Raw genomic sequence first — 24,086 nt, 5'->3', positions numbered from 1 at the left:
TTTGAGTTCTTCTACGCCTAAAAGCGAATACAAACGGCCATCAAAAGCGTTGCAAGTTCGCAAATGATCAACTAGCCTTTCGTTAATGAAAATATCGCATGGGTTGGTTGCCACACAATAATCGGCAAATAAGTACGGCCAACCACCCTCCCTCGCGATCAGCGCACTACACAATTATCGATACCACCTATCAATAACAACGACGCTAGCGAGATCGGCATGTCCTTACATTTGCAAAATATCGACCACGTCGTCGGGGGTCAGACCCATATCAGTGGGGTTAACCTCGAACTGGAACCAGGTTCCTTTAACGTGTTGCTCGGACGCACGTTGGCGGGCAAAACCACGCTCATGCGTCTAATGGCAGGCTTAGAGCAGCCCACCCGCGGGCGTATCTTCATGGACGGCAAAGATGTCACCGGCGTTTCGGTTCGCAAACGCAACGTGTCGATGGTCTACCAACAGTTCATCAATTACCCCAGCCTGACGGTACGCGACAATATTGCTTCACCGCTGAAACTAGCCAAAACGCCTCAACAGGAAATTGATCGGCGTGTCGGCAGTATTGCTGAAATGCTGCATATCGAACATCTGCTCGACCGCTACCCCCAAGAGCTCTCAGGGGGGCAGCAGCAGCGCACCGCCATGGGCCGGGCGCTAGTCAAAGATGCCGATCTGATTTTGTTCGACGAGCCACTGGTCAACCTGGACTACAAACTGCGCGAAGAGCTGCGCGACGAGCTGCGTGAGCTGTTCAAAGCCCGTAACTGCATTGCCGTTTACGCCACCACCGAACCCAACGAGGCGCTGGCACTCGGCGGCAATACGGCCGTGCTGCATGAAGGACGGCTGCTCCAGTACGGCCCCACCGAACAGGTATACCGTGAGCCCAACGGTCGTCATAGCGCCGAGATGTTCTCCGAACCGCCGATTAATATCGTGCCCGGAAAGCTGACCGCAACGGAAATCACTTTCGACCAGTCGCTGCACTTCCCCTGCGACCCCGGCCTTCAGCGGCTCACCCCGGGCGATTACGACTTTGGCGTACGCGCCTCTCATATCACCCTCAAACCCCAGTCAGTCGACGATCTCGAGCTGCCAGTCAGGGTCGACGTCGCCGAGATAAGCGGTTCTGAAACGTTCTTACACGTGCGCCATGAGCGCTTCCCTCTGGTGCTGCATTTAGCGGGAATTCACGAGTTTCACGTCAACGATGCGATCAACGTGTACTTCCCAACGCATCAGCTCTACGCCTTCGATAAACAGGGCAGCACCGTGCACATCCCCTCTTCTGCTCAAGGGAGCGTTGCTCATGGCTGAGATTACTTTAAAAGGCTTGGCGCACAGCTATAGCAAAAGTCCTAGCAGCCATAGCGACTACGCGATTCGTCAGATGGATCACGTGTGGCACCAGGGCGGTGCTTATGCACTACTGGGCCCGTCGGGCTGCGGTAAATCAACCCTGCTAAACATTATTTCTGGCCTGCTGGAACCCTCCGAAGGTGACGTACTGTTCGATGGTCACCGTGTGAACGAGCTGCCGCCGGAGGAGCGCAACATTGCCCAGGTGTTTCAGTTCCCGGTGATCTACGACACCATGACGGTGTACGATAACCTGGCTTTCCCGTTACGCAACATGAACACTCCCGAGTACAAGGTCGACCCGAAAGTTCGGGAAATTGCCGATATCCTCGACCTCACGCCGCTCCTCTCCCGGAAAGCCAAAAACCTCACCGCCGATGAGAAGCAGAAAGTCTCCATGGGCCGCGGGCTAGTGCGTGACGACGTCTCTGCCATCCTATTTGACGAACCCCTCACGGTGATCGACCCGCAGCTGAAGTGGAAGCTGCGCCGTAAGCTCAAAGAGATCCATGAGCGCTTCAATATCACCATGATCTACGTTACCCACGACCAGCTCGAAGCCTCTACCTTTGCTGACAAAATTGCGGTGATGTACGACGGTCAGGTGGTGCAGTTCGGCACGCCTCGTGAACTGTTCGAAAAACCGGCGCATACCTTCGTGGGGTACTTCATTGGCAGCCCGGGGATGAACTTCATGAGCGTCACCCATCAGGCGGACAAAGTGATGTTTGGCGAGCTGCCGCTACCCGTGAATGAGGCCGTTAGCCGCAGCGTGGCGGCCGCAGGCTCCAGCAATATTAAGCTTGGCATTCGCCCGGAGTTCATTACGGTCAGCAACTCGCCGGAGCCAAACAGCGTACCGGTTGAAGTGGTTAACCTGCAGGACTTGGGGACCTACTCGCTGCTGAGCTTTACCTTGAACGGCCAGTTGTTCAAAGCGCGCCTGCCTGAAGGTCACGCGCCGGTAGGTGACGCTGCTCATGCAGTGTTTTCCGATCAGCACATCGCGCTCTACGTCGATGAATACCTAGTGGAGATCGGCCATGAATAATAAAGTACTCAATAACCGCGCATGGCTGCTGGTCCTTCCCATGCTGGTACTGGTGGCTTTTTCGGCCATCATCCCCTTGATGACCGTGGTCAACTACTCGGTTCAGGACGTGCTGGGCCCTAATGCGCGCTTCTTCACCGGTACCGAGTGGTTTCATAGCATCTTGAACGACTCGGCGCTTCGCGACGCCTTCGTGCGTCAGATTCTTTTTTCTCTGACCATTTTGGCCATCCAGGTGCCGCTCGGCATTGGCATTGCCCTGATTATGCCTAAGCGCGGCTGGCAGGCCTCTGCCGTACTGATCTTGATTACCCTGCCGCTTCTGATCCCTTGGAACGTGGTGGGCAGCATTTGGCAGATCTTCACCCGTGGCGATATCGGTCTGATGGGCTGGGGCCTGCGGGAGTTGGGCATCAACTACAACATTACCCGCAATGCGGGGGATGCCTGGGCGACGATCATTTTGATGGACGTGTGGCACTGGACCCCACTGGTGGCGATGCTCTGCTACAGCGGCCTGCGTTCGATTCCCGAGGCTTACTACCAAGCCGCGCGTATCGACCGCGCCTCCAAGTGGGCGATCTTCCGCTACATCCAACTGCCCAAACTCACCAACGTTCTGGTCATTGCGGTGCTGCTGCGCTTTATGCACTCATTCATGATCTACGCCGAGCCCTTCGTACTAACTGGCGGCGGCCCGGGTAGCTCCACCACCTTCCTGAGCCAGTCACTCGCGACTATGGCTATCGGCCAGCAGGATCTGGGGCCCTCTGCCGCGTTCTCGATCATCTACTTCCTGGTTATTTTGCTCGTGAGCTGGGTGTTCTACACCACCATCATGCACATGCAAAAAGATAAGAACCCGCACGGGGGAGCATGATATGTACCGCTTAGATAACGCCCAGCAGGGCGAGAAGTACAACACCATATTTAGCAGAACCACCCCGGCACAGCGGCGTAAACGCAATGCGCGCAGCCGCTTTCGCGCGCGGTTTCTGCTGGGGCTGTACCTGTTCCTGATGATCCTGCCAATTTATTGGCTGATTAATATGTCGCTGCAGACCAACAGCGAGATTTTGGGCTCCATGACGCTATGGCCCAAAAACCTGACGTTTGATAACTACATCGGCATTTTCACTAACTCCAGCTGGTACATGGGCTATGTGAATTCAATGCTGTATGTAGCGCTCAACATGCTAATCACGATTTGCGTGGCGCTGCCTGCCGCCTATGCCTTCAGCCGCTACCGCTTTATTGGCGATAAGCACCTGTTCTTCTGGCTGCTCACCAACTTGATGGCACCGCCTGCGGTGTTTCTGCTGCCCTACTTCCAGCTCTACTACTCGGTAGGTTTGTTCGATACCCATATCGCCGTGGCCCTGGCCCACTGTTTGTTCAATATTCCGCTGGCCATCTGGATTCTCGAAGGTTTCATGAGCAGCGTGCCCAAAGAGATCGATGAGACGGCGTATATCGACGGCTATAGCTTTCCGCGCTTCTTTATCAAGATTTTCATTCCTATGATCCGCTCCGGTATCGGCGTCACGCTGTTCTTCCTGTTCATGTTCTCGTGGGTAGAGCTGCTGCTGGCACGCACGCTGACCGCCACCGACGCTCAACCGATCGGCATGATCATGACGCGGACCTCCACCGCATCGGGCATTGACTGGGGCACGCTTGCCGCCGCTGGTGTACTCACCATCGTGCCGGGCATTTTGGTGGTGTACTTCGTTCGCAACCATATCGCCAAGGGCTTTGCCCTGGGCCGCACCTAAGGAGCACCGTTATGTCTTGGATGGTATGGACGACACCGACTGCCATTTTCTTTTCATCCATTGCAGCGATGCTAGCAGGGATGACGCTGTGGGAGATCTTATCCCCCACCGTCGAACGCAAGGGGTTTCTACCCATTAGCACCACCCGCGGCGACCGGCTGTTCATCGGCCTGCTCTCCGCCGCGTTTATTCACCTGGGGGTGATTGGCTTCACAACGCTATCCATTTGGATAGCACTGGCACTATCAGCGGTATGGCTGCTGGTGTTGATGCGCTGGGGCTAGGCCAACGGCATGCTCAGCGGATGTACGGCGGTATCAAGGACGCTCACGTTATCAAGGAAGAGCACAACAAAACGAGGTCAACATGCGTAATAACAAGTTCAAACTCACTACCCTCGCCGCTAGCCTAATGCTCGCCTCGGGGAGCCTAATGGCAGACGACCACGACGCACGGGCAATCGCCGAGCGTTTGGTGGACGAGCATTTCCAGAACTCGACGCTCAGCCGTGAAGAGCAGATCGAAGAGCTACTGTGGTTCGCCAAGGCTGCCGAACCCTTCCGCGGTATGGATATACAGACCGTGGCCGAGGGCTTGACCACCCACGTGTACGAAAGCGAAGTGCTCGCGCCCGCGTTTAGCGAGCTGACCGGCATCAACCTGACCCATAACATCATTGGCGAAGGTGACGTGGTTGATACCATGCAGAACCAGATGCAGTCAGGCAACAGCATCTACGACGGCTTCGTGAACGACACCGACTCCATCGGCACGCATATTCGCTACGGCACCACCATCAACCTAACCCAAGCCATGGAGAACGAGTGGGCAGACTATACCCTGCCGACGCTGGACCTGGACGATTTCATCGGTTTGCAGTATGGCACCGGCCCCGATGGCAGCCTCTATCAGCTCCCTACCCAGCAGTTCGCCAACCTGTACTGGTTCCGTTATGACTGGTTCCAGCGTGAAGACTTGCAAGAGCAGTTCCGTGACATTTACGGCTACGATTTAGGCGTGCCCACCAACTGGACCGCTTATGAAGATATCGCCGAATTCTTTACCGAGCATGTCGGTGAGATCGACGGTACTAAGGTCTACGGTCACATGGACTACGGCCGCCGCGACCCCTCTTTGGGTTGGCGCTTCCACGACTCCTGGCTCTCCATGGCAGGTATGGGCAGCCCCGGCGTACCGTCCGGTAACCCGGTGGATGACTGGGGTATTCGTGTCAACGAAGAGAGCCAGCCGGTCGGCGCAAGCGTAAGCCGCGGTGGTGCGACCAACTCCCCCGCCTCGGTGTTTGCGATGCAGAAAGCCGTGGATTGGCTGCGTGACTTCGCGCCGCCTGAAGCCCAGGGAATGACCTTTGGTGAAGCTGGCCCCGTGCCCGCCCAAGGCCATATCGCTCAGCAAATCTTCTGGTACACCGCCTTTACCGCTGACATGACCGACCCGTCTGTTGCCGTCACCGACGACGAAGGTAACCCGCTGTGGCGCATGGCACCCTCTCCCACTGGCCCCTACTGGGAAGAGGGCATGAAGGTGGGTTATCAGGACGTAGGTGCCTGGACCTTCTTCGATTCTACGCCTGAAGATCGCCGCACGGCCGCTTGGCTGTTTGCCCAGTTCACCGTGGCGAAAACCACCTCGCTGGAAAAACTGATGGCGGGCCTAACGCCAATTCGCGAGTCGGATATCTTCTCCGAGCAGATGACCGAAATGGCACCCCGACTGGGCGGCCTGGTGGAGTTCTACCGCAGCCCCAACGAGTCTAACTGGACGCCTACCGGCACCAACGTACCGGACTACCCACGCATGGCACCGCTGTGGTGGCAGAACCTGGCACCGGTGATGAGTGGTGAAGTCACGCCCCAAGAAGGCCTCGACAAGCTCGCGGCCGATATGGACAACACCATGAACCGCTTGGCCCGCGCCAACGTCTTCGACAGCTATGCCCCAGTGCTGAACGAAGAGCGCGACCCGCAGTACTGGCTTGACCAGGAAGGCGCCCCCAAAGCGAAGCTGGATAACGAGATGCCGCAAGGCACCACCGTTCCTTACGATGAAATGATGGAAGCATGGATGGCGGCCGGCACCCGCTAAGACCTATAGGGCGGGCGCCAGCCCGCCCCTTTTCCGTGGTGTCATCAGCGGCGGGCATTGTTGCCCTCTCCACTCGTTGAGACCGCAACCGACACGGGGCTTTTTCTTAATTAATTGGAACCGCTATGAAACTGCGTAACCGTAATGTCGAGAAATTGCACACTGATGACTTTGACGCACTGATTATCGGTGGCGGCATCAATGGTGCAGCAACCGCCGCTGCTCTTGCGGGCAAAGGTGCTAAAGTAGCCCTAATCGACCGTGGCGACTTTGCCGGCAGTACCAGCATGCACTCCTCGAACCTGGTTTGGGGCGGCATCAAATACATGGAAAGCAAAGACTTTGCGCTGGTACGTAAGCTCTGCAAAAGCCGCAACCACTTAATCAAAAGCTACCCGTCTACCGTTCAAGAAATTCGTTTCCTTACCACGATTACCAAAGGTTTCCGCCACTCTCCACGCTATTTGTGGGCGGGCACCTGGCTCTACTGGCTGATGGGCAACGGTTTTACGAAGCTGCCGCGCTTGCTCTCGCCTAAAAAGATCAAGCAAGAAGAGCCGATTATCGATATTGAAGGTGCCGTTGGCGGGTTCGAGTACTCAGATGCTTACCTGCACGATAACGACGCCCGCTTTGTGTTTAATTTTGTACGCCATGCGCTGAACTACGGTGCCGTGGCCGCTAACTACGTTGAGTCACTGGGTGCTGAGCGCGAGGGCGACATATGGATCACTAAGGCGCGCAACGTGATGGATGGCAGCACGTTCAACATCCGCTCTAAAGTGCTGATTAACGCCGCTGGCCCCTGGGTTGACCAACACAATGCCCTGACGGGGCAAAAAACGTCCCACCAGCACCTCTACTCGAAAGGCATTCACTTGATTGTGCCGCAGTTAACCGACACCAAGCGGGTGCTGGCGTTCTTTGCCGATGATGGGCGGCTCTTCTTCGTCATTCCGATGGGCAACCGCACCTGTATCGGCACCACCGACACTCATATGGAGCACCCCGAGGTCGACGTCACCGCCGACGATATCGCGTTCGTTTTGGAGAACATCAACAAGCGCCTGACGCTCGACAAACCACTCACCCAAGCCGACATCATATCGACGCGCTGCGGGGTACGCCCTCTCGCCATCAAGGCCGACCAGGGCAGCGACCGCGACTTCCTGCAGCTATCGCGCAAGCATGTCATCGATACCAATCCAGAGAGTGCCCATATCAGTATCTTTGGCGGCAAGCTCACTGATTGCCTCAACGTGGGCGATGAAATTGCCGAGGAGGTAAAAGCGCTTGGCGTGGCGCTCAGCGATCCTAACTTTCACTGGTATGGCGAGCCGCCCGAGCCGGTGAAGCAGCAGTTTATGGATCAAGCCAAGCGCATGAACCTGGATGCCATGACGGCGGCTACCTCTTCAGAGCCGCTCTCCTCAAGACTATGGCGACGTTATGCAGAACAAGCGATTCCCATGCTTGAGAAAATTCGCCAAGACCCTTCTGAAGCCGATATTTTGATCGAAGGCACCGAGTACATCCGCTGTGAACTCGAGCACGCACGTGACCATGAGATGATCACGCAGTTGGAAGACTTCTTACGCCGCCGCGCCAAGGTGTCGCTGGTCGTTCACCATGAGCAGCTGCGCCAGTCACCAGGCCTAAAAGAGGCCTGTCGGGTCCTCTTTGGCGAAGAAGCAGAAGAACGATTTACCACCTACTTCAAAGAGAATCGTGATACGTCTCGGCCGTCGGTTGAAACGCTCTCTTAAACAGAAGCGAGCATTTTAAACCGTCACTCTTGCTCACATAAAAATCCCCCTGCTAACTCAATAGCAGGGGGTATTAATATCGTGAGCAAGTGTGTTAAGGCATCACTCTTCGTGTTCGACGAGCAGTTGAGAATCGCCCGCTAATACCTCATCCCATGCTTCTTCCAGCGTACAGCCTGAACGACTATCAATGGTGTCGATAACTTCGACGGCATGTTGGAGCGACTCACGATTGCTCTTCAACGCCAATACTAGCTTGGCTAAATCTTGCTTGCTGAAAGAGCTAGCGATACGGTCGGCTTGTTGGCTCAATTCGATGCAGTTCATGGTTAGTCCCTCATGGTATGGTCAGCCGCTGCTCGTTATTGTTTGATACTTCGTATGAATAATCGAGCAGCCATCTTAATTAACGACGAATGGTGACATTGCTACTCATGCTGGGCCGGGTAAGTGCCCAGTTCGGTAACTGCGAAACGGTCACAAGCGTTACAAGACCTTCGCCTTAAGCGCCCTGGTAATACGGCAGCGCCTCGGTATGTAGCAAGGATAAGTGCGACGTATCGGGATAACAAAACACCGCCCTGATCCATGACTTCACTATGGTTCACGGCTGCCATGCTCACAATGCATCATTGGCAGCAGGCTGGGTTGTAGTTTGACTACATAACACCCATAGAAGCGCTATCGATGACGTAGACTTTCAAGAAGAGAGTTAAACGACTGTTTTAAAAGGGTAGGGAAAAATCAATAGAGAAGAACTAACACGTCTTTAAAAGATAAAAAAACGCCTGCTCATTAAAAACGAATGCAGTTTACTCCTAAATAACGATTCCTCTATACGACCAAGGACGATGGCTTCGTTAAAAAAACGCCATAAAAAAAACGCCGCTGTGCGACAGCGGCATCTTTTATGGCGCTTCTATGGCGCTTCGCGGCGGCGTTGTTTACGTAGAGCGCACACGGGATACCGCATCCAACCAGCCCTGGTAGAGCTTTTCACGGGTCTCCTCTTCCATGGTCGGCGTAAAGCTGCGCTCGCAACGCCAGAGCTGCTCGATCTCCTCTAGCGTGTCGTACCAGCCAAGACGTAACCCTGCCAAGTAAGCCGCCCCAAGGGCCGTCGTTTCCAAAATGGTCGGACGGTCAACTTGGACATTGAGCATATCGGCCAAAAACTGCATGACCCAGCTGTTTTTCACCATGCCGCCATCCACACGCAGGTTGCCCGGCGCAGCCTCCATATCATCGTTCATACAGTGCTGCAGGTCGCGGGTTTGGTAACACACCGCCTGCAGCCCCGCCGCAACGATTTCGGCGATGCCAGTATCGCGGGTTAAGCCAAAAATCGCGCCACGGGCTTTGGGGTCCCAGTGGGGCGCGCCTAGCCCGGTAAAGGCTGGCACCAAATAAATGCTGTGGCCGCTGCGGGTTTTCTGGGCCAGCGCTTCGGTTTCCGAGGCATCGGCAAACAGGTTCAAACCATCTCGTAGCCACTGCACCGTTGCTCCCGCCACAAAGATGCTGCCCTCCATCGCATAGGTGGGCTTGCCGTTAATGCGGTAGCCAATGGTGGTCAGCAGGCGATTACGCGATACCGAGGCCGTTTCCCCGGTATTCACGATCATAAAACAGCCGGTACCGTAAGTGCTTTTACCCATACCGGGTTTAAAGCACGCCTGCCCGACCAGCGCCGCCTGTTGATCACCCGCGACGCCTGCAATCGGCAGCGGCGCGCCCAGCCAGTGGGCCTCGACCGTGCCAAAATCATCGCTGGAATCGTTCACCTCGGGGAGCATATTGGCGGGCACATCAAATAGCGCCAGCAGCTCCTCGTCCCAAGTTTGGTCATGAATGTTGAACAGCGCCGTGCGCGAGGCATTGGTGGCATCGGTCACGTGACGTTTACCATCGGTCAAACGCCACATCAAAAAGCTATCGACGGTGCCGAACGCCAGCTCGCCCCGGGCAGCACGCTCGCGGGCGCCCTCGACGCAATCGAGAATCCAGGCCAGTTTGGTGGCGGAAAAGTAAGGGTCGATCAATAGTCCAGTTTTCGACTGTACTAACTCAGTATGCCCCTCGTCGCGTAGCGCCTGACAGCGCTCGGAGGTGCGACGATCTTGCCAAACGATGGCGTTGTATAGCGGCTTGCCTGTGGCGCGATCCCACACCACCGTGGTCTCACGCTGGTTGGTAATGCCGACCCCATCCACTTGTTCGGGGGTTATCTGGGCTTTGCTGAGCACTTCCCGGCAGGTCGCGATCACCGATTCCCAGATATCTTCCGGGTCGTGTTCGATCCACCCATCTTGCGGAAAGTGTTGAGGAAACTCTTGCTGGGCAACTGCCGCTATTTGGCCTTGGCGGTCAAACAGAATCGCGCGGGAGCTGGTCGTGCCTTGATCGATGGCGAGAATAAAGGAGGACATAGCGCATTCACTTTGTTGTAGGTTCTTTCGATTTTGTCTGTTTTGTTTCGTTTTATTATCATTCAAGGCTACTCCAGGCGTATGGAATGCTCAAGTATGAAACTCTGCCACCTTAGCCAAAGCACCCCTAAGCGCTGTTGTAGCAGGCGCTAAGCAATGTGCAGCGCTACATCGTGTTGGGTGAGCAGCCGTTGAATCGCCTCGGGGGGCTTACGGTCGGTAAACAACGCATCCAACTGTGAGATATTGCCCTGACGCACCACCGGGTTACGGTGGAATTTCGAGTAGTCGGCGGCTAGATACACCCGGCGGGAGTTGGCAATGATCGCCTGGGCAACGCGTACCTCTTGATAGTCGAACTCCAGCAGCGAGCCATCCTCGTCGATGCCGCTGATCCCGATGATGCCGTAGTCCACTTTGAACTGATTGATGAAGTCGATGGTGGCCTCGCCGATGATCCCGCCATCCCGAGAACGTACCTGCCCGCCCGCGATGATCACGGTGAAGTCCTCTTTATGCTGAAGAATCGCCGCCACGTTCAAGTTATTGGTAATAATCTCCAGCCCTTGATGCTCTAAAAGCGCCTGGGCGATCATCTCGTTACTGGTACCGATATTAATGAACAGCGATGCGTGGTGAGGAATGTGCTGCGCCAAACAACGGGCAATGCGCTCTTTCTCTTCTAGGTGTAGCGTTTTGCGGGTGCTATAAGCGGTATTCACCGTGCTTGATTCCACGCCTACGCCGCCATGTACGCGTCTCACGCGGCCTTCGTTGGCCAGCGTATTTAAGTCACGGCGGATGGTTTGCGGCGTCACCGCGAAGTGTTCGGTGAGCTGTTCAATACTCATATAGCCGTGCTGGCGAACCAGTTCGACGATGGCATCCTGGCGGTACTGTTGGTTCATAAGCCCGGCCTGTTCGATATTTGTTGGTCTATGTGCGTTATAGATTAGCAAAATTTTCGGAATCTAATAGCGCGAACATTCGAACAGGCCAGGTGCTGCCATTACTTTAGGCTATGTTAGAGCGGCCACACCCACAAAATCGCGGGAATGGCTACGGCCATCACCACAAGCGAAAGCGGCAACCCCAGTTTCCAGTAATCTCCAAACCGGTACCCCCCGGGGCCCAGCACCAGGGTATTCGACTGGTGTCCAATCGGGGTTAAAAACGCACAGGAGGCGCTGACGGCTACCACCATCAAAAACGGGTCCAGCGAGGCATCGAAGCCGTTGGCGAGGCTCGCCGCAATCGGCGCCATAAGTAGAGCCGCTGCCGCGTTGTTTACCACGTTGGAGAGGAGCATGGAGAGCAGAAACAGCCCCACCAAGGAAACGACAATCGGCCACTCTACGCCAAACCGCAGCAGCGCATCGGCAATGATATCAGCACCGCCGCTGGTTTCCAGCGCCTCGCCCACCGGCAGCATCGCGGCCAACAGCACGATAACGGGGCCATCAATGGCTTGGTAGCCATCCCTTAGCGACAGCACGCCAATCAGCAGCGACGCCAGCGCGGCGCTGCTCATGGCAACGGCGGCAGGCAACAAGTCAAACATCATCGCCGCAATGGCTAGCGCAAAAATGCCCACCGATACCGCCAGTTTGCGCGGCTGCCCCAAATGCAGTTCTCGGTTAGCCAGCGGCAGGCAGCCCAGGGTTGATAAACTATCGGCGATTTCGTTTTCGCTTCCCTGCAGTAACAAGACGTCACCGGTTTGGAAACGGATATCCCGCAGGCGCTGCTTTAAGCGGCCACCGTCACGGGCGACGGCGACTAAATGCAAGCCGAACTGGTGGTTAAGACGCAGCTCCCGCACGCTGCGGTTAACCATCATCGAATCGTTGCGTATCACGGCCTCGATCAGCTGAAGGCCTTCGGTATCCACCGGCTGCCGCTCATCGCCCTTCTTAGCGTCAGTTTCCTGCTCCTGCTCCTGCGCTTCATCCGGCTCTTCAGGCTCGGCAATGGCGCTCAGGCCCACTTTGTCTTCCAGCAACTTTAGCTCGTCCGGGCCAGCTTCCAGCAGGAGAATATCGCCCTCCTGCAGAACGCCGTGGAATTGATAACCCGCTCGGCGATTATCCTCACGAACCACTGCTAAGACAGGAATGGTCTCATCAAGCTCATCGCGCAGTTGTTGGAGGGTGAGCCCATTAGCTTTGGAGTCTTCGGTTACTTTCAGCTCGACCAGATAGTTGGCGGTGTCGAACATATCGTCCGCCGACGCCTGGCCGCTGCGCTTGGGCGTTAGGCGCCAGCCCACCAGCACAATAAATATCAGGCCAGCAAGCGCTACCACAATGCCCACCGGTGAGAAGCTAAACATGCCGAAGTTTTCACCGGTCATATTGCCCCGGTAAGCAGCAATGATGATGTTGGGTGGCGTGCCAATCAGCGTGGTTAAACCACCCAGCAGCGAACCAAACGCCAGGGGCATTAATAGCAGTGAAGGAGACGTATTGTGTTCCCGTGCAAGGCGCATCGCCACCGGCAGCAGTAGCGCCAGCGCCCCCACGTTATTCATCACACCGGAAAGCACGACCACCGTGCCCACCAGGACCAGAAGCTGTAGCAGCAGGCGCTCGCCCACCTTTAGCACCTGATTGGCGATGACATCGACCACGCCGGAGCGTTCAAACCCACGGCTCAACACCAGCACCGCCGCCACGGTGATCACCGCTGGATGCCCAAAGCCCGCAAAGGCGTCATCCGCAGGCACCAGCCCCAGCATCACCGAGCCTAGCAAGGCAGCCAAGGCCACCAAGTCGTAGCGGAAACGGCCCCAAATAAAGGCGACTAGCGTGAGCCCCAGCACGATGAATACCAGCGTGCTGGGAGAGAGTCCTATGCTTTCCAGAGTCATGTGCGTGCCATCTCCCTATGTTGTCGCTCCTCTTCCCTGACACGGAAAGTGCGGAGTGTTCAGCATCACATTAGGCGATGACTATACAGCCGTACAAGCACTGAAAAATAGGAAAAAATAGCGCGCGGGTTAGCGTTTCATTCGTGCCAGTAACCGCTCAACGGCTTCTAGATGTTCCGGCTCGTTGTGGCACATGCCTTGGAACACGGCGCACACATCCAGAAACGGCTTTAGCTCCATATCCGGGGCCATTTTCATGAGCCGCTTGGTGAGGCGCGTTGCTTTCGGCGGCTGGGCCGCGATGCGCTTGGCATGTGCCAAAGCGGCCTCCATCAGCTGCTCCGGCTCCACGACTTCCAGCACTACACCGTAGGCAAGCGCTTCATCAGCGCTGATCACCCGGCCTGAAAGGGTTAGTTCAAAGGCACGCTGGTAGCCAATTTGGCGCTGCATGAACCACGCCCCGCCATCGCCGGGGATGATGCCTAGGTTGAGAAACGTCTCCCCAAAGCTCGCCTTACGGGATGCAATACGCAGATCCGCCATATTGGCCAAATCAAACCCGGCACCAATCGCTGCACCATTCACGGCGGCGATGATGGGCACTTCTACCTGATTAAGTGCCAGGGGCATTCGCTGAATCCCTTGCCGATAGCGCTCAGCGACTTCGGCTACGTCCCCCGCAAAGTCGCCGCTGCGTTCGGCCATGTCTTTTACATTACCCCCGGCACAGAAAGCGCTCCCCGTTCCGGTGATCACCAGCACCGAGACGTCCTGGCAACGGTTCACCCATGCGGCGGTGGCGATGATATCATCCACCAGCGCCGTGCCGGTAAGCGCATTGCGCACGTCGTGGCGGTTAAGCGTGAGCGTTGCCACACGGTTTTCCAGCGTTAGGGTAGCGTCGGTTAATTCAGGTAGCGTTCGGCTCATGATTGGCGCTCCACAATAATTCGTGCATCGACGATGGCATAGTTAGCGGCAGAATGACCTTTCGGATAGGCAATCACCGGGTTCAAGTCTAGCTCGCAAATCTCCGGGTAGGCCTCCACCAATTGGGATACCTGCATCAGCAGTGACACTAGCGCCTGCTTATCGACACCCGCCGCCCCGCGTACTCCCGCCAGCACTTTTTGCGCTTTGAGTTGATCGACCATGGATTGCGCGTCGTGCAGGGTCAGCGGCAGCGAGCGGAAGGCCACGTCTTCGAGCACCTCCACAAAAATGCCGCCCAAGCCAAACATCAGCACCGGGCCGAAAATCGGGTCGCGCAGCATGCCGATAATCACTTCAACGCCCTTCTCAGCCATTGGCGTGACCAGCACGCCCTCTATCTGGGCGTTCGGGTCGTAAGCCTGGGCGTTTGACTGAATGGCCTGAAAGGCATCGCGCAGTGGGGCTTCACCCACCAGGTTGAGCTTGACCCCGCCCGCGTCGGATTTATGCAGAATATCTTTCGAGACCACCTTCATCGCCAGCGGCTTGCCCTGCGTGCACTGGGCGATCTCGGCGAGTTCGTCCTCACGACGCACCAACCACTCCTCGGGCACCGCGATACCGTGTTCCGCCAGCAGCCCCTTCGCCTCAAACTCCAGTAAATCGCGCCCTTCCGCCTTGGCCGCTTTTAGCATGGCCTTGCCTGTTTCCGTTGGCGCGGCGGGCGCTATCGTCTCCTGCGCCTGTTGGATGGCCAGATACTCTCCTCGCTCACCTAGGGCAGCAAGCACGCGCACCGCATGCTCAATCGAGGAATACACCGGCAAACCGGCTTCGTGTAAACGGCGCAGCGCAGGCGGCTTGATGGGTGCGTAGAGGCTGTAAATTACCAGCGGCTTCTCGGAGGCTTGAGCAAGCTCTACCATGCGCTCTGCGCCACGCATCTCAACGCCCATCAGCGATTCCGCAAAGCGCAGGCTATACCCGCCGAACATGCCGACCAGAAAGACGCTATCGACGCCTTCATCCGCCATCACCAGCTCAATGCAGCTTGCCAGCAGCGAGGGGTTCGCATCCGAGGAGCCCGCCACGTCCACCGGGTTAAGGGTAGATGCCTGAGGCAGTAGCACCTTGCGCAGTGCCGAGCGGGTAGCGTCAGAAAGCTCGGCCAGCGTCAGGCCCGCCTCCGATAAACGATCGGCGGCAATGGTGGCTTGGCCGCCGCCGTCAGAAATCACCGCCACGCGCTTACCGGGGGCTTTTTGCAGCCTTCCCAAACCTTCCGCCACGGGCAGAATTTCATCGGAGTACTGCACCACGCTAACGCCTGCCTGACGTAACAAATCGACGGTCATTTGGTAGCTACCGGCCAACGCACCGGTATGGGAGCTGGCGGCTTTTTGGCCCTGCTCGGTGGCACCGGATTTATACACCACCACCGGCTTCATGGCGGTCACGTCACGGGCCACTTTCAGAAACTGCTGCCCATCACGGAAGCCTTCCACGTAGAGCGTCGCCACACGGGTATGCTCGTCTTCCCCTAGGTAGCACAGGTAATCGTTAAAGCCGATATCACTCTGGTTGCCCGGGCCAACGTAGGTGCTAAACCCCACCTGCCCGTTGTGCTGTGCCTCCAACGCCAGGGAGAGCAGCATATTGCCGGATTGGGAAACAATACCGATATCGCCCGGTTTGACGTTCTCCAGCGCCAGCAAGTTGATCTGGTGGTGCAGGTTAAACATGCCGGAGGTATTCGGGCCGATAATACGCACACCGTGGGCACGGGCGGCCTCCATCATTTGCGCCTCCAGCGCTGCCCCCTCTTCGCCGGTTTCGCCAAACCCGCTAGCCAGAATGACCGCCCCCTTCACCCCCCGGCGGCCACACTCGGCAATCAGCGCAGGCACGGTGGCGGCAGGCGTACACAGCAGCGCAAGCTCAGGGCAGCCAGGCATCTCGGTGAGTGAAGGCCACGCCTGCACGCCTAAAATGTGATCGGCTTTGGGATTGATGGGGTAAATATGTCCCTGGTAGCCGCCATTAATCAGCCCAACCATGGCTTTGTAGCCCCGTTTGGTGGGGTCTGCAGAAGCGCCTACTACGGCAATGCCAGAGGGCGCTAAGATATCATGCAGCGGGCTGCAGACTGGAAGATGGCCTTCGAGAGTATTCATTGCGTGACCTGTTTGACAAAGAAGTGCGTGACGGAGTGATACCAAGCTAATTCAAGAGGGCCGAGATCATTGACCCAAAAAATTTGGCGCTCGCCGCTCGGCAAAGGCATCGACCCCCTCTTGCCAATCATCGGTCGTGGAGCAGGTAAACACCGCGTCCAGCTCCTGCTGCAGCTGGCTCTCCATGCTGGTATGGGCGCTGCGATTGACCAGCGGTTTGAGCATCGCCATGGAGACCGGCGCCTGCTTGGCAAGCCGCTCGGCGAGTGTTTGCGCTTCGGCCATCAGCTGCGCTTGGGGGTAGCTGGCCAGCGCCAAGCCGATCCTGGCGGCTTCTGGCCCATGAAGTTTGTCGCCCAGATAGAGCAAGCGCCGGGCTTGGGTGAGCCCTACCAGTTGAGGCAGCAATTTTGAAACACCGCCGCCCACGCAAGTGCCAATACTGGTTTCTGGAAAACCAATCTGCGCCTCGTCAGCCATCACGATAAAATCGCAGGAGACCGCCATCTCCGCGCCTGCCCCCAGCGCATAGCCGTTCACGGCTGCTACCACCGGCTTACTGAGTTTGGTGATGGCTTCGCATACGTCGTTGCCCAGCTGCAAATACGCCCGGCGCTGAAACAGCGTGCGCTTAGCGCTGCCGTGGGCCTTCATATCGGCACCGACACAAAACGCGCGCCCCTCACCGGTCAGCACCACCGCCCTAACCTGAGGCGACTGCTGTGCTATTCGCAGCACATCCAGCAGCTCTTGGTAGAGCGCCTCAACAACGGCGTTGAGGCGCTGTGGGCGATTCAGTCGCACGGTCAATACGCGGGCATCCAGAGTGACCAGCAGCGTTTCATAATTGGGCAGCGCAGTAGCGTCAGCAGGCATGGTGCTTTTTTTTAACCTCATCGGATCAGTCGTCAAAACTTAACGAAACGTTTGTTTCTTTATTTTGAATAAAAAGAAACGTATGTATTTTTTGAACGATAGAGTAGTCGCTGGGACAACGTCAATACATCTGTAGCAAAAACATCTATCATTGGCACAAATGTTTTATTTTCATAGAGAGGGTGCCATGCCAGACAACGCCACTCACGCCACCAGCCTGGACAGCATTCACCAGCAGCTAGCCGAGAGCTATGCAGCGCTTAGCCCACAGCTCAAGCGCGCCGCCAGCTACGTGCTGGAACATCCTACAGAGATGGCGTTTCAGTCGATCCGCAAAACGGCTCAGGCAGCATCCGTCACTCCCTCCACCCTGGTCAGGCTAGCCAAGCGGCTTGGGTTCGAGAGCTACGAGCCGTTTCGGGAAGTATTTCAATCGGCGGTACAGGCAGCGCCGGTGGAGCTATCCGGCCGCGCCAGCCAGTTGAATCAGCAGCACAGAAACCCAGAAGCGGCGCTGTTTGCGGAGGTAGGCGACGCTGCCTTCGATAATATTGGCAGGCTGTTTACGGCGGATAACCAAAAGCGCGTCAAAGAGGCCGCCGAGCGAATCTTATCCGCGCGGCGAGTCGCCGTGGTCGGGTTTCGCGACACCTTCGCCTGCGCGTACCACTTTGCCTACGTGGGGCGCATTGCGATGCCGGAAGTGACGCTCATTCGCGGACAGGAGGGAGGCTTGCTCACCGAGTTGGCCCCGTTCAACGAGCAGGATGTGGTAGTGGCGTTTGGCTTTGAACCCTACTGCGCCGAGACGGTGAAGGCGCTGGAGATTACTCGCGCCAACGGCGTGCAGGCGATTGTAATTACCGACACGCTGCGCTCGCCGCTGGTGCCGGGGGCCAGCGTAACGTTTACCGTTGCCAACGCTACGCCGCACTTTTTCCCGTCGATATTAGCGGCAATTACACTCAGCGAAGCGATTTTGGCGGAGTGCGTGGCATTCGGCCCCGACCAGCTGGTCGATAACGTGACCCGCTTTGAGAGCCGAATGCGTCAGTTGGGAGCGTATATAGAGATTGCCTAAACAGTCGCTTAGTAATGTCATCAGACCGGAACAACCCTAGGCGGGGGCGCTGTGAATCCTTCCATGGACGCTACTTTCACCATCCATGGCGAAAGACCCCCGCTACGGGATGATTCCGATCATCTCTAGTACCATTATCACGGCAATAAAATAGTAGAACCGGTAGTTTTACGGCTCTGTAGTGCATCCTGAGCCTTACCGGCGTCTTGCAGCGGGTAGCGGTTGGCTACGTCGATGTGGATTTTGCCGCTCTCAATCATGGCGAAAAACTCGTCGCACATCATCTCTAGGCGCTCACGGGTGTCGGCGTAGCCGTTCAGGCTTGGGCGAGTCACAAACAGCGCGCCTTTTTGGTTCAAAATACCGATATTCACGCCATCCACAGGGCCAGAAGAGTTGCCGAAACTCACCATCAGCGAACGAGGCTTCAAGCAGTCCAGCGACATTTCCCAGGTGTCTTTACCCACCGAATCATACACTACGTCACACATCTCGCCGTTGGTCAGCTCGCGCACCCGCTCTACCACGTTCTCTTCGGTGTAGTTGATGGTCGCCCATGCACCGTTGGCCATGGCTAGGTCAGCTTTTTCCTGAGAGCTCACCGTACCAATCAGCTTCACGCCCAGCGCTTTAGCCCACTGGCAGGCAATAGAGCCAACGCCCCCGGCCGCCGCGTGGAACAGAATGGTCTCACCGCCTTTAAGCTCATAGGTTTGACGCAGCAGATACTGCACCGTTAAGCCTTTCAGCAGGCTAGCGGCAGCGGTTTCAAAATCGATAAAATCCGGGAGCTTGACGACTTTGGACGCAGGCAGCGTGTGCAGTTCGGCGTATGCGCCCAGCGGGCCTTGGGCGTAAGCCACCCGGTCGCCGACTTTGAGATGCGTCACACCTTCGCCGACGGCATCCACCGTGCCAGCGCCCTCCGTTCCCAGCCCAGACGGCATGGCAGGCGCGGGATATAATCCCGTGCGGAAATAGATATCGATAAAGTTAAGCCCCACCGCTTTATTGGCGATACGCACTTCACCAGCAGCGGGGGCAGCCGGTTCGACCTCCACCCATTCCAACACCTCGGCACCACCGGTCTTGGAAAACTGGATACGCTTAGACATTAATGACACTCCTGTTGTTAATTATTGGACATACCCTGCGCGCTATCCAACCGCGTTGAGCGTCATTAATCAAGCCATTAGCTCACTAGGCCGACACGTCGTCGTCATGCACCCATGCTAAACTTGGCAACATTGTGCTTCATGACGCTCAATTGGCGACCACGACACGGAGTGGCTATGACCCATCCCGCAATTTCTGTCCCCACGCTCATCGCCCACCGCGGCTACTCCGCTGCCGCGCCCGAAAACACCCTGGCAGCCGTACGCGCCGCCCACCAAGCAGGCGCAACCTGGGTGGAATTGGATGTACAGCTGCTGAAGGATGATACACCGGTCATCTGGCACGATGGCGACGTTCGCCGCTGCTCAGATGGCCGTAGTGAGCTCGTCAACCTGACATGGCAGCAGGCTCAGCAGTTAGATGTGGGCAGTTGGTTTGGTGACCGCTTTGCGGGGGAAAAGATGGCCAGCCTTGAGGCTATGCTCGCCCTACTCAACGAGCTGGAAATGGGCGTTAATCTAGAAATTAAGGTCAACAAAGGGCGTGATCCCATCCGTTTGGTGGACGTGGTCTTGCCTGCTGTTCTAGCCGCCCTCCCCCCTGAGCGGCTAGTGATCTCGTCGTTCGACCCCGTCGCCTTAGCCCACTGCCGCCAACATGCCCCTAAAGAGGCCCTGGCGTTAGGGGCGCTGTTTGGCAGTGTGCCCAAAAACTGGCGCGAACAGTGCGAAGCGGTCGAGGCGTTTAGTATTCACCCTCATTGGCCGCGGCTCAAACAGACCCAGGCCGCCGCCATGTGCCGCGACGGTTACCAAATTCTTTGCTACACCGCCAACGACCCCAGCGCGTTTGATAGCCGCTGGGCCTGGGGCATTGCCAGCGCCATTACCGATGAACCTGCTGCCTTTAAACGCTACCTAGACAACCGCCAGCGCGCAGGCCAGCCCGCTTAACCTATTTAACCTGTTTACATTCAGGCAACGTCACTAGGGCAACGTCACTGGGACAACGTAATAAGGAGAACGATGAACTATCTTGGTGCGCACGTTAGCGCGGCGGGCGGCGCGGATCAGGCCGTCCTTCGTGCTGTTGATATCGGTGCAACGGCGTTTGCGCTGTTCACCAAAAACCAGCGTCAGTGGAAGGGGAAACCGCTAACGGACGAGGCCATTGCGGCCTTCAAGCAGGCCTGCAAAACCCACGGCTTTGGCCCTGAACAGATTCTGCCCCACGACAGCTATCTGATTAACCTGGGTCACCCAGAAGCTGAAGGGCTGGCCAAGTCCCGCGCGGCGTTTTTGGATGAGATGCAGCGCTGCGAGCAGCTAGGGTTGACGCTGCTCAACTTTCACCCCGGCAGCCATTTGAACAAGATCAGCGAAGCCGACTGCCTGTCGCGCATTGCCGAATCCATCAACCTGGCTCTGGATGCCACCCAGGGCGTGACCGCGGTCATCGAAAACACCGCGGGCCAAGGCACCAACCTCGGCTGGCGTTTTGAGCACTTGGCCGAGATTATCGATCAGGTGGAGGATAAATCCCGGGTGGGCGTGTGTATCGATACCTGCCACGCTTTCGCTGCCGGGTACGATCTCCGCACCCGCGACGCGACACAGGCCACCCTGGATGAGCTTGGCAAGGTCGTAGGTTTTGAGTACTTGCGCGGCATGCACTTGAACGATGCCAAAAGCGCCTTTGCCAGCCGCGTTGACCGCCACCACAGCCTGGGTAAGGGCAATATTGGGCTAGATGCCTTTAGCACCATTATGCAAGACGAGCGCATCCACGGCATTCCGATGATTTTAGAGACCATCGAACCCGAGATCTGGGCCGACGAGCTCAACTGGCTGCGCGCTCAAGTGCCAGAGGCCGCGCCGGGCAAGTAGTGAATCACGTCGTGAAAGCGTAATCGCGTCGCGGTGTTATTGCGCATAGCGTGGGGCCGGTCAGCAAAAAAGCGCAGCCCCTCGCCTGCCCGAAGCGTTTGCCAGCGCTCGTCAATGCGTAGCTCCATCTCTCCTTCCACCACCACGATGTGCTCCACCACCCCGCTAGCGTGCGCCGACGATTCACTGAGCGCCCCCGGTGCGAGCTCGATCATGAACATCTCGAAGCCCAGCAGCGGGTCGTAAGGAAACAGTAGCCGCGCCTGCATACCGGCGCTGTCGTCGCCCCATACCGACTCCCAGCCATCCCGGTGCAGTTCCCCTAATGCGGGCTTGTCGCTATCGAACAGCGTCGAAAACGACACCCGAAAGCCGCTGGCAATCTTCCAGAGCGTCGAGACCGTCGGACTGGACTCGCCCCGTTCGATCTGGCCGAGCATGGCTTTGCTCACCCCGGTTTCACCAGCAGCACGATCCAGGCTCCAGCCACGCTCTTTGCGCAGTTGCCGCACCGTCCCCGCAATATGTTGCGCAATGGTGTGTGGCTCACTGGCCATGGGCTTCTCCTGACTACCGCTTTGGATATGTGACACAGTCTGCTGCCCCTATTGTGCGTTATAACGCACAGTGGTAACGTGAAAGGCGTGCGCTATAACGCACATTTTGCCATCACAGCTTGGGAGAGGCCACCCATGGAAGCGCCATCCACCTGCCACGACTCCGCTGCGCCCAGTCTTTGGCGCGATATTAGTTTGTCGACGATCATTGCGGGCTTCGTCGCCGTAGTGATTGGCTATACCAGCTCGGCAGCGATTATTTTCCAAGCGGCGGCGGCCGCAGGGGCCAGCACCGCACAAATCAGCTCATGGCTGTGGGCACTAGGCATTGGGATGGGCCTGACTTCGCTGGGGCTGTCGCTGCGCTACCGGATGCCGCTATTAACGGCGTGGTCGACACCGGGGGCGGCGTTTCTGGCGACGAGCCTACCTGGCATTCCTATCGAAGAAGCTATCGGCGCGTTTCTGTTCTCAGCGCTGCTGATCACCTTATGCGGGGTCACGGGGCTGTTCGAGCGCTTGATGCGCCACATTCCCAGCGCCATTGCCTCCGCCATGCTGGCCGGCATTCTGCTGCGCTTTGGGCTAGAGCTGTTTAACGTAATGGAGCGTCAGTGGCTGCTGCCGCTGGCCATGCTGGCCGCCTGGGTGGCAGGCAGACGCTTATGGCCCACGCTGGCAGTGCCGGGGGTGCTACTCACCGGCGTGGCGATTGCCCTGTTACAAGGCCAAATCAGCACGCAGGGTATTCCGCTCACGCCCACGCTCCCAGTTTTTACCGCCCCCGCGTTCAACCCAATGACGCTGCTGAGTATTGGCGTACCGCTGTTCGTGATTACCATGGCGACTCAAAATCTGCCTGGCGTCGCGGTACTGCGGGCGTCAGGCTACCACCCCAACAGCTCGCCGCTGATCGCCTGGACAGGCAGCGCTACGCTGCTGCTCGCACCGTTTGGTGGTTACGCGCTGAATATGGCCGCTATTAGCGCCGCCGTGTGCATGGGGCCGGATGCTCATCCCAACCCCAAACGGCGCTACACCGCAGGCGTTGCCGCAGGCGTTTTCTATATAACCATGGGTATTTTTGGGGCAACGGTGACCGGCATATTTAACGCCCTGCCCAGCGCTCTCGTCTTGGCACTGGCAGGTATTGCGCTGTTGGGTACGCTAAGCGGCGGTTTAGCAGGCGCATTTGAAAAAAGCGAACAGCGCGATGCGGCCATCGTGACGTTTTTGCTGACCGGTTCGGGCATTACGCTGCTGGGGATCGGAGGAGCCTTTTGGGGCTTGGTGGCTGGCTTAGCGGTATTGAAAATCACCACAGCGAAAGCAGCATCCTAAAAAGCGGTGCGGCAATACATAAACGCGCCTGGCCGGTTAACCTGCCAGGGGCGTTTAAGACGTCCGTTCAGATAAAGATGCCAGCCCTCTACATCGTGGCCAGCCGCTCTTCATCCAGCACGCCGGACATCCGCACCATGGCCAGCGCTTCATCCAGGCTGTCCATCTCTTCAATCACCAGCAGCTCGTTTTCTAAGCTAACCGGTTGGCCGGCCTTATCTGACAGTAGCTTCTCTAATGAGGCTACATCCATAGCGTCGTCTAAGTGGTGAATATCTACCGATGCGCTACTCGCGCTGGGAAGATAGATAGTGCCATTAGAGAAATCCACGGCGTAGGCAATCACCCCTGGAACGATGAAAAACAGCAGACCCACACCATTGGCAATCGCCACCACCGGGTCTACATCACCGCTCAACTGCCCCTTACGCTCAGGGTAAAACATGGTACCGCAACCGCTCAATGCCACAATGGAGACACCTACAACGGCCCCCGTTAACCAACGGCGAACTGCTTGCTGCATGGAGGTTCCCTCGAAATCTTAACGTACCGATAGCCGATGCTGTCGTGTTTGTTGTGTTCAAATCAGCGACTATCGAATCAAATGCCGCTTGATTCTAGCATACTTCAAGAACAGCACACGTTTGGCTGCTGACGTAGGATTTTGCCGCCTTACCCGCTTAGCCGTACAATGCCGGATTCAACGCTAAATTAAGCGCTACGTTCGACACAACGATCCAGCATCACCGCTACCAACCAAG

The 24,086-nt window shown here is 57.1% G+C and carries 21 protein-coding genes; 11 read left to right on the top strand and 10 right to left on the bottom strand.

The genetic code is table 11. The annotated features are described in order from the left end of the window. The first annotated feature begins 219 nt into the window (after nucleotides 1-219). From A3220_RS08290 to A3220_RS08260, 7 genes are all read left to right on the top strand, one after another. Nucleotides 220-1,320: an ABC transporter ATP-binding protein gene (locus A3220_RS08290; RefSeq protein ID WP_062359362.1), complete on the top strand. Its 1,101-nt coding sequence runs from the start codon at nucleotides 220-222 to the stop codon at nucleotides 1,318-1,320. Beyond that, nucleotides 1,313-2,413 (top strand): ABC transporter ATP-binding protein, encoded by a 1,101-nt coding sequence (locus A3220_RS08285; RefSeq protein WP_058577767.1) that lies wholly within the window; start codon nucleotides 1,313-1,315, stop codon nucleotides 2,411-2,413. The genes A3220_RS08290 and A3220_RS08285 overlap by 8 nt, the downstream gene beginning before the upstream one ends. After that, complete coding sequence (locus A3220_RS08280; protein WP_044628028.1) at nucleotides 2,406-3,293, top strand: sugar ABC transporter permease; 888 nt, start codon at nucleotides 2,406-2,408, stop codon at nucleotides 3,291-3,293. Before A3220_RS08285 ends, A3220_RS08280 begins: the two co-directional genes overlap by 8 nt. Nucleotide 3,294: 1 nt before the next feature. Continuing rightward, a complete protein-coding gene (locus A3220_RS08275; RefSeq protein WP_062374354.1) occupies nucleotides 3,295-4,188 on the top strand; it encodes a carbohydrate ABC transporter permease in 894 nt (297 codons plus the stop codon). A gap of 11 nt (nucleotides 4,189-4,199) precedes the next feature. Continuing rightward, complete coding sequence (locus tag A3220_RS08270) at nucleotides 4,200-4,472, top strand: DUF2160 domain-containing protein (RefSeq protein WP_044628030.1); 273 nt, start codon at nucleotides 4,200-4,202, stop codon at nucleotides 4,470-4,472. Nucleotides 4,473-4,554: 82 nt separating this feature from the next. Beyond that, nucleotides 4,555-6,294, top strand: a complete 1,740-nt coding sequence (locus A3220_RS08265) for an ABC transporter substrate-binding protein (RefSeq protein WP_062374353.1) — start codon at nucleotides 4,555-4,557, stop codon at nucleotides 6,292-6,294. A 125-nt stretch (nucleotides 6,295-6,419) separates the two neighbouring features. Continuing rightward, complete coding sequence (locus A3220_RS08260) at nucleotides 6,420-8,060, top strand: FAD-dependent oxidoreductase (RefSeq protein WP_062374351.1); 1,641 nt, start codon at nucleotides 6,420-6,422, stop codon at nucleotides 8,058-8,060. 102 nt (nucleotides 8,061-8,162) lie between these two features. Here the strand turns inward: A3220_RS08260 and A3220_RS08255 are convergent, their stop codons facing one another. From A3220_RS08255 to A3220_RS08225, 7 genes are all read right to left on the bottom strand, one after another. Then, complete coding sequence (locus tag A3220_RS08255) at nucleotides 8,163-8,387, bottom strand: hypothetical protein (protein ID WP_044628033.1); 225 nt, start codon at nucleotides 8,385-8,387, stop codon at nucleotides 8,163-8,165. A gap of 617 nt (nucleotides 8,388-9,004) precedes the next feature. Then, nucleotides 9,005-10,489, bottom strand: coding sequence for a glycerol kinase GlpK (gene glpK, locus A3220_RS08250; RefSeq protein WP_062359367.1), 1,485 nt, complete (start codon nucleotides 10,487-10,489; stop codon nucleotides 9,005-9,007). A gap of 149 nt (nucleotides 10,490-10,638) precedes the next feature. Continuing rightward, nucleotides 10,639-11,397, bottom strand: a complete 759-nt coding sequence (locus A3220_RS08245; RefSeq protein WP_054645152.1) for a DeoR/GlpR family transcriptional regulator — start codon at nucleotides 11,395-11,397, stop codon at nucleotides 10,639-10,641. 116 nt (nucleotides 11,398-11,513) lie between these two features. After that, the gene (locus A3220_RS08240; protein ID WP_062374349.1) at nucleotides 11,514-13,358 is read right to left on the bottom strand and encodes an SLC13 family permease; all 1,845 of its coding nucleotides are present in this window, start codon (nucleotides 13,356-13,358) and stop codon (nucleotides 11,514-11,516) included. A 129-nt stretch (nucleotides 13,359-13,487) separates the two neighbouring features. Further along, entirely contained in the window at nucleotides 13,488-14,291 is an 804-nt protein-coding gene (locus A3220_RS08235; RefSeq protein WP_062374347.1) for an enoyl-CoA hydratase-related protein, read from the bottom strand. Further along, nucleotides 14,288-16,468 (bottom strand): acetate--CoA ligase, encoded by a 2,181-nt coding sequence (locus tag A3220_RS08230; RefSeq protein WP_062374345.1) that lies wholly within the window; start codon nucleotides 16,466-16,468, stop codon nucleotides 14,288-14,290. The genes A3220_RS08235 and A3220_RS08230 overlap by 4 nt, the downstream gene beginning before the upstream one ends. A 66-nt stretch (nucleotides 16,469-16,534) precedes the next feature. Continuing rightward, complete coding sequence (locus A3220_RS08225) at nucleotides 16,535-17,344, bottom strand: enoyl-CoA hydratase-related protein (protein ID WP_054641311.1); 810 nt, start codon at nucleotides 17,342-17,344, stop codon at nucleotides 16,535-16,537. 187 nt (nucleotides 17,345-17,531) lie between these two features. On the opposite strand from A3220_RS08225, the gene A3220_RS08220 reads away from it, so the two are divergent. After that, on the top strand, nucleotides 17,532-18,425 hold the full coding sequence (locus tag A3220_RS08220; RefSeq protein WP_044628040.1) for a MurR/RpiR family transcriptional regulator: 894 nt from the start codon (nucleotides 17,532-17,534) through the stop codon (nucleotides 18,423-18,425). Between the two features lie 137 nt (nucleotides 18,426-18,562). Here A3220_RS08220 and A3220_RS08215 read toward each other — a convergent pair whose 3' ends face one another. Continuing rightward, entirely contained in the window at nucleotides 18,563-19,540 is a 978-nt protein-coding gene (locus A3220_RS08215; protein WP_044628041.1) for an NADPH:quinone reductase, read from the bottom strand. Nucleotides 19,541-19,717: 177 nt separating this feature from the next. On the opposite strand from A3220_RS08215, the gene A3220_RS08210 reads away from it, so the two are divergent. Together A3220_RS08210 and nfo are read left to right on the top strand one after the other, a co-directional pair. Next, nucleotides 19,718-20,494 carry a glycerophosphodiester phosphodiesterase family protein gene (locus A3220_RS08210; protein ID WP_062374344.1) on the top strand — a complete coding sequence of 259 codons (777 nt, stop codon included), beginning with the start codon at nucleotides 19,718-19,720 and terminating at the stop codon, nucleotides 20,492-20,494. A 72-nt stretch (nucleotides 20,495-20,566) separates the two neighbouring features. Continuing rightward, nucleotides 20,567-21,427 carry a deoxyribonuclease IV gene (gene nfo / locus A3220_RS08205; protein WP_062374343.1) on the top strand — a complete coding sequence of 287 codons (861 nt, stop codon included), beginning with the start codon at nucleotides 20,567-20,569 and terminating at the stop codon, nucleotides 21,425-21,427. On the opposite strand, the gene A3220_RS08200 is transcribed toward nfo, so the two are convergent. Further along, nucleotides 21,397-21,984, bottom strand: a complete 588-nt coding sequence (locus A3220_RS08200; protein WP_044628044.1) for an XRE family transcriptional regulator — start codon at nucleotides 21,982-21,984, stop codon at nucleotides 21,397-21,399. The genes nfo and A3220_RS08200 overlap by 31 nt on opposite strands. Before the next feature lie 135 nt (nucleotides 21,985-22,119). On the opposite strand from A3220_RS08200, the gene A3220_RS08195 reads away from it, so the two are divergent. Continuing rightward, entirely contained in the window at nucleotides 22,120-23,325 is a 1,206-nt protein-coding gene (locus A3220_RS08195; protein WP_062374342.1) for a benzoate/H(+) symporter BenE family transporter, read from the top strand. A gap of 88 nt (nucleotides 23,326-23,413) precedes the next feature. Here the strand turns inward: A3220_RS08195 and A3220_RS08190 are convergent, their stop codons facing one another. Beyond that, entirely contained in the window at nucleotides 23,414-23,848 is a 435-nt protein-coding gene (locus tag A3220_RS08190; protein ID WP_054641308.1) for a hypothetical protein, read from the bottom strand. Between the last annotated feature and the right edge of the window lie 238 nt (nucleotides 23,849-24,086).

The organism is Halomonas sp. KX33721, from assembly GCF_001596805.1.
In the GTDB taxonomy this organism is placed as follows: Bacteria; Pseudomonadota; Gammaproteobacteria; order Pseudomonadales; family Halomonadaceae; genus Vreelandella; species Vreelandella aquamarina.
Note: the sequence above shows the minus strand (reverse complement) of the source record. Positions and strands in the feature narration are given on the sequence as shown.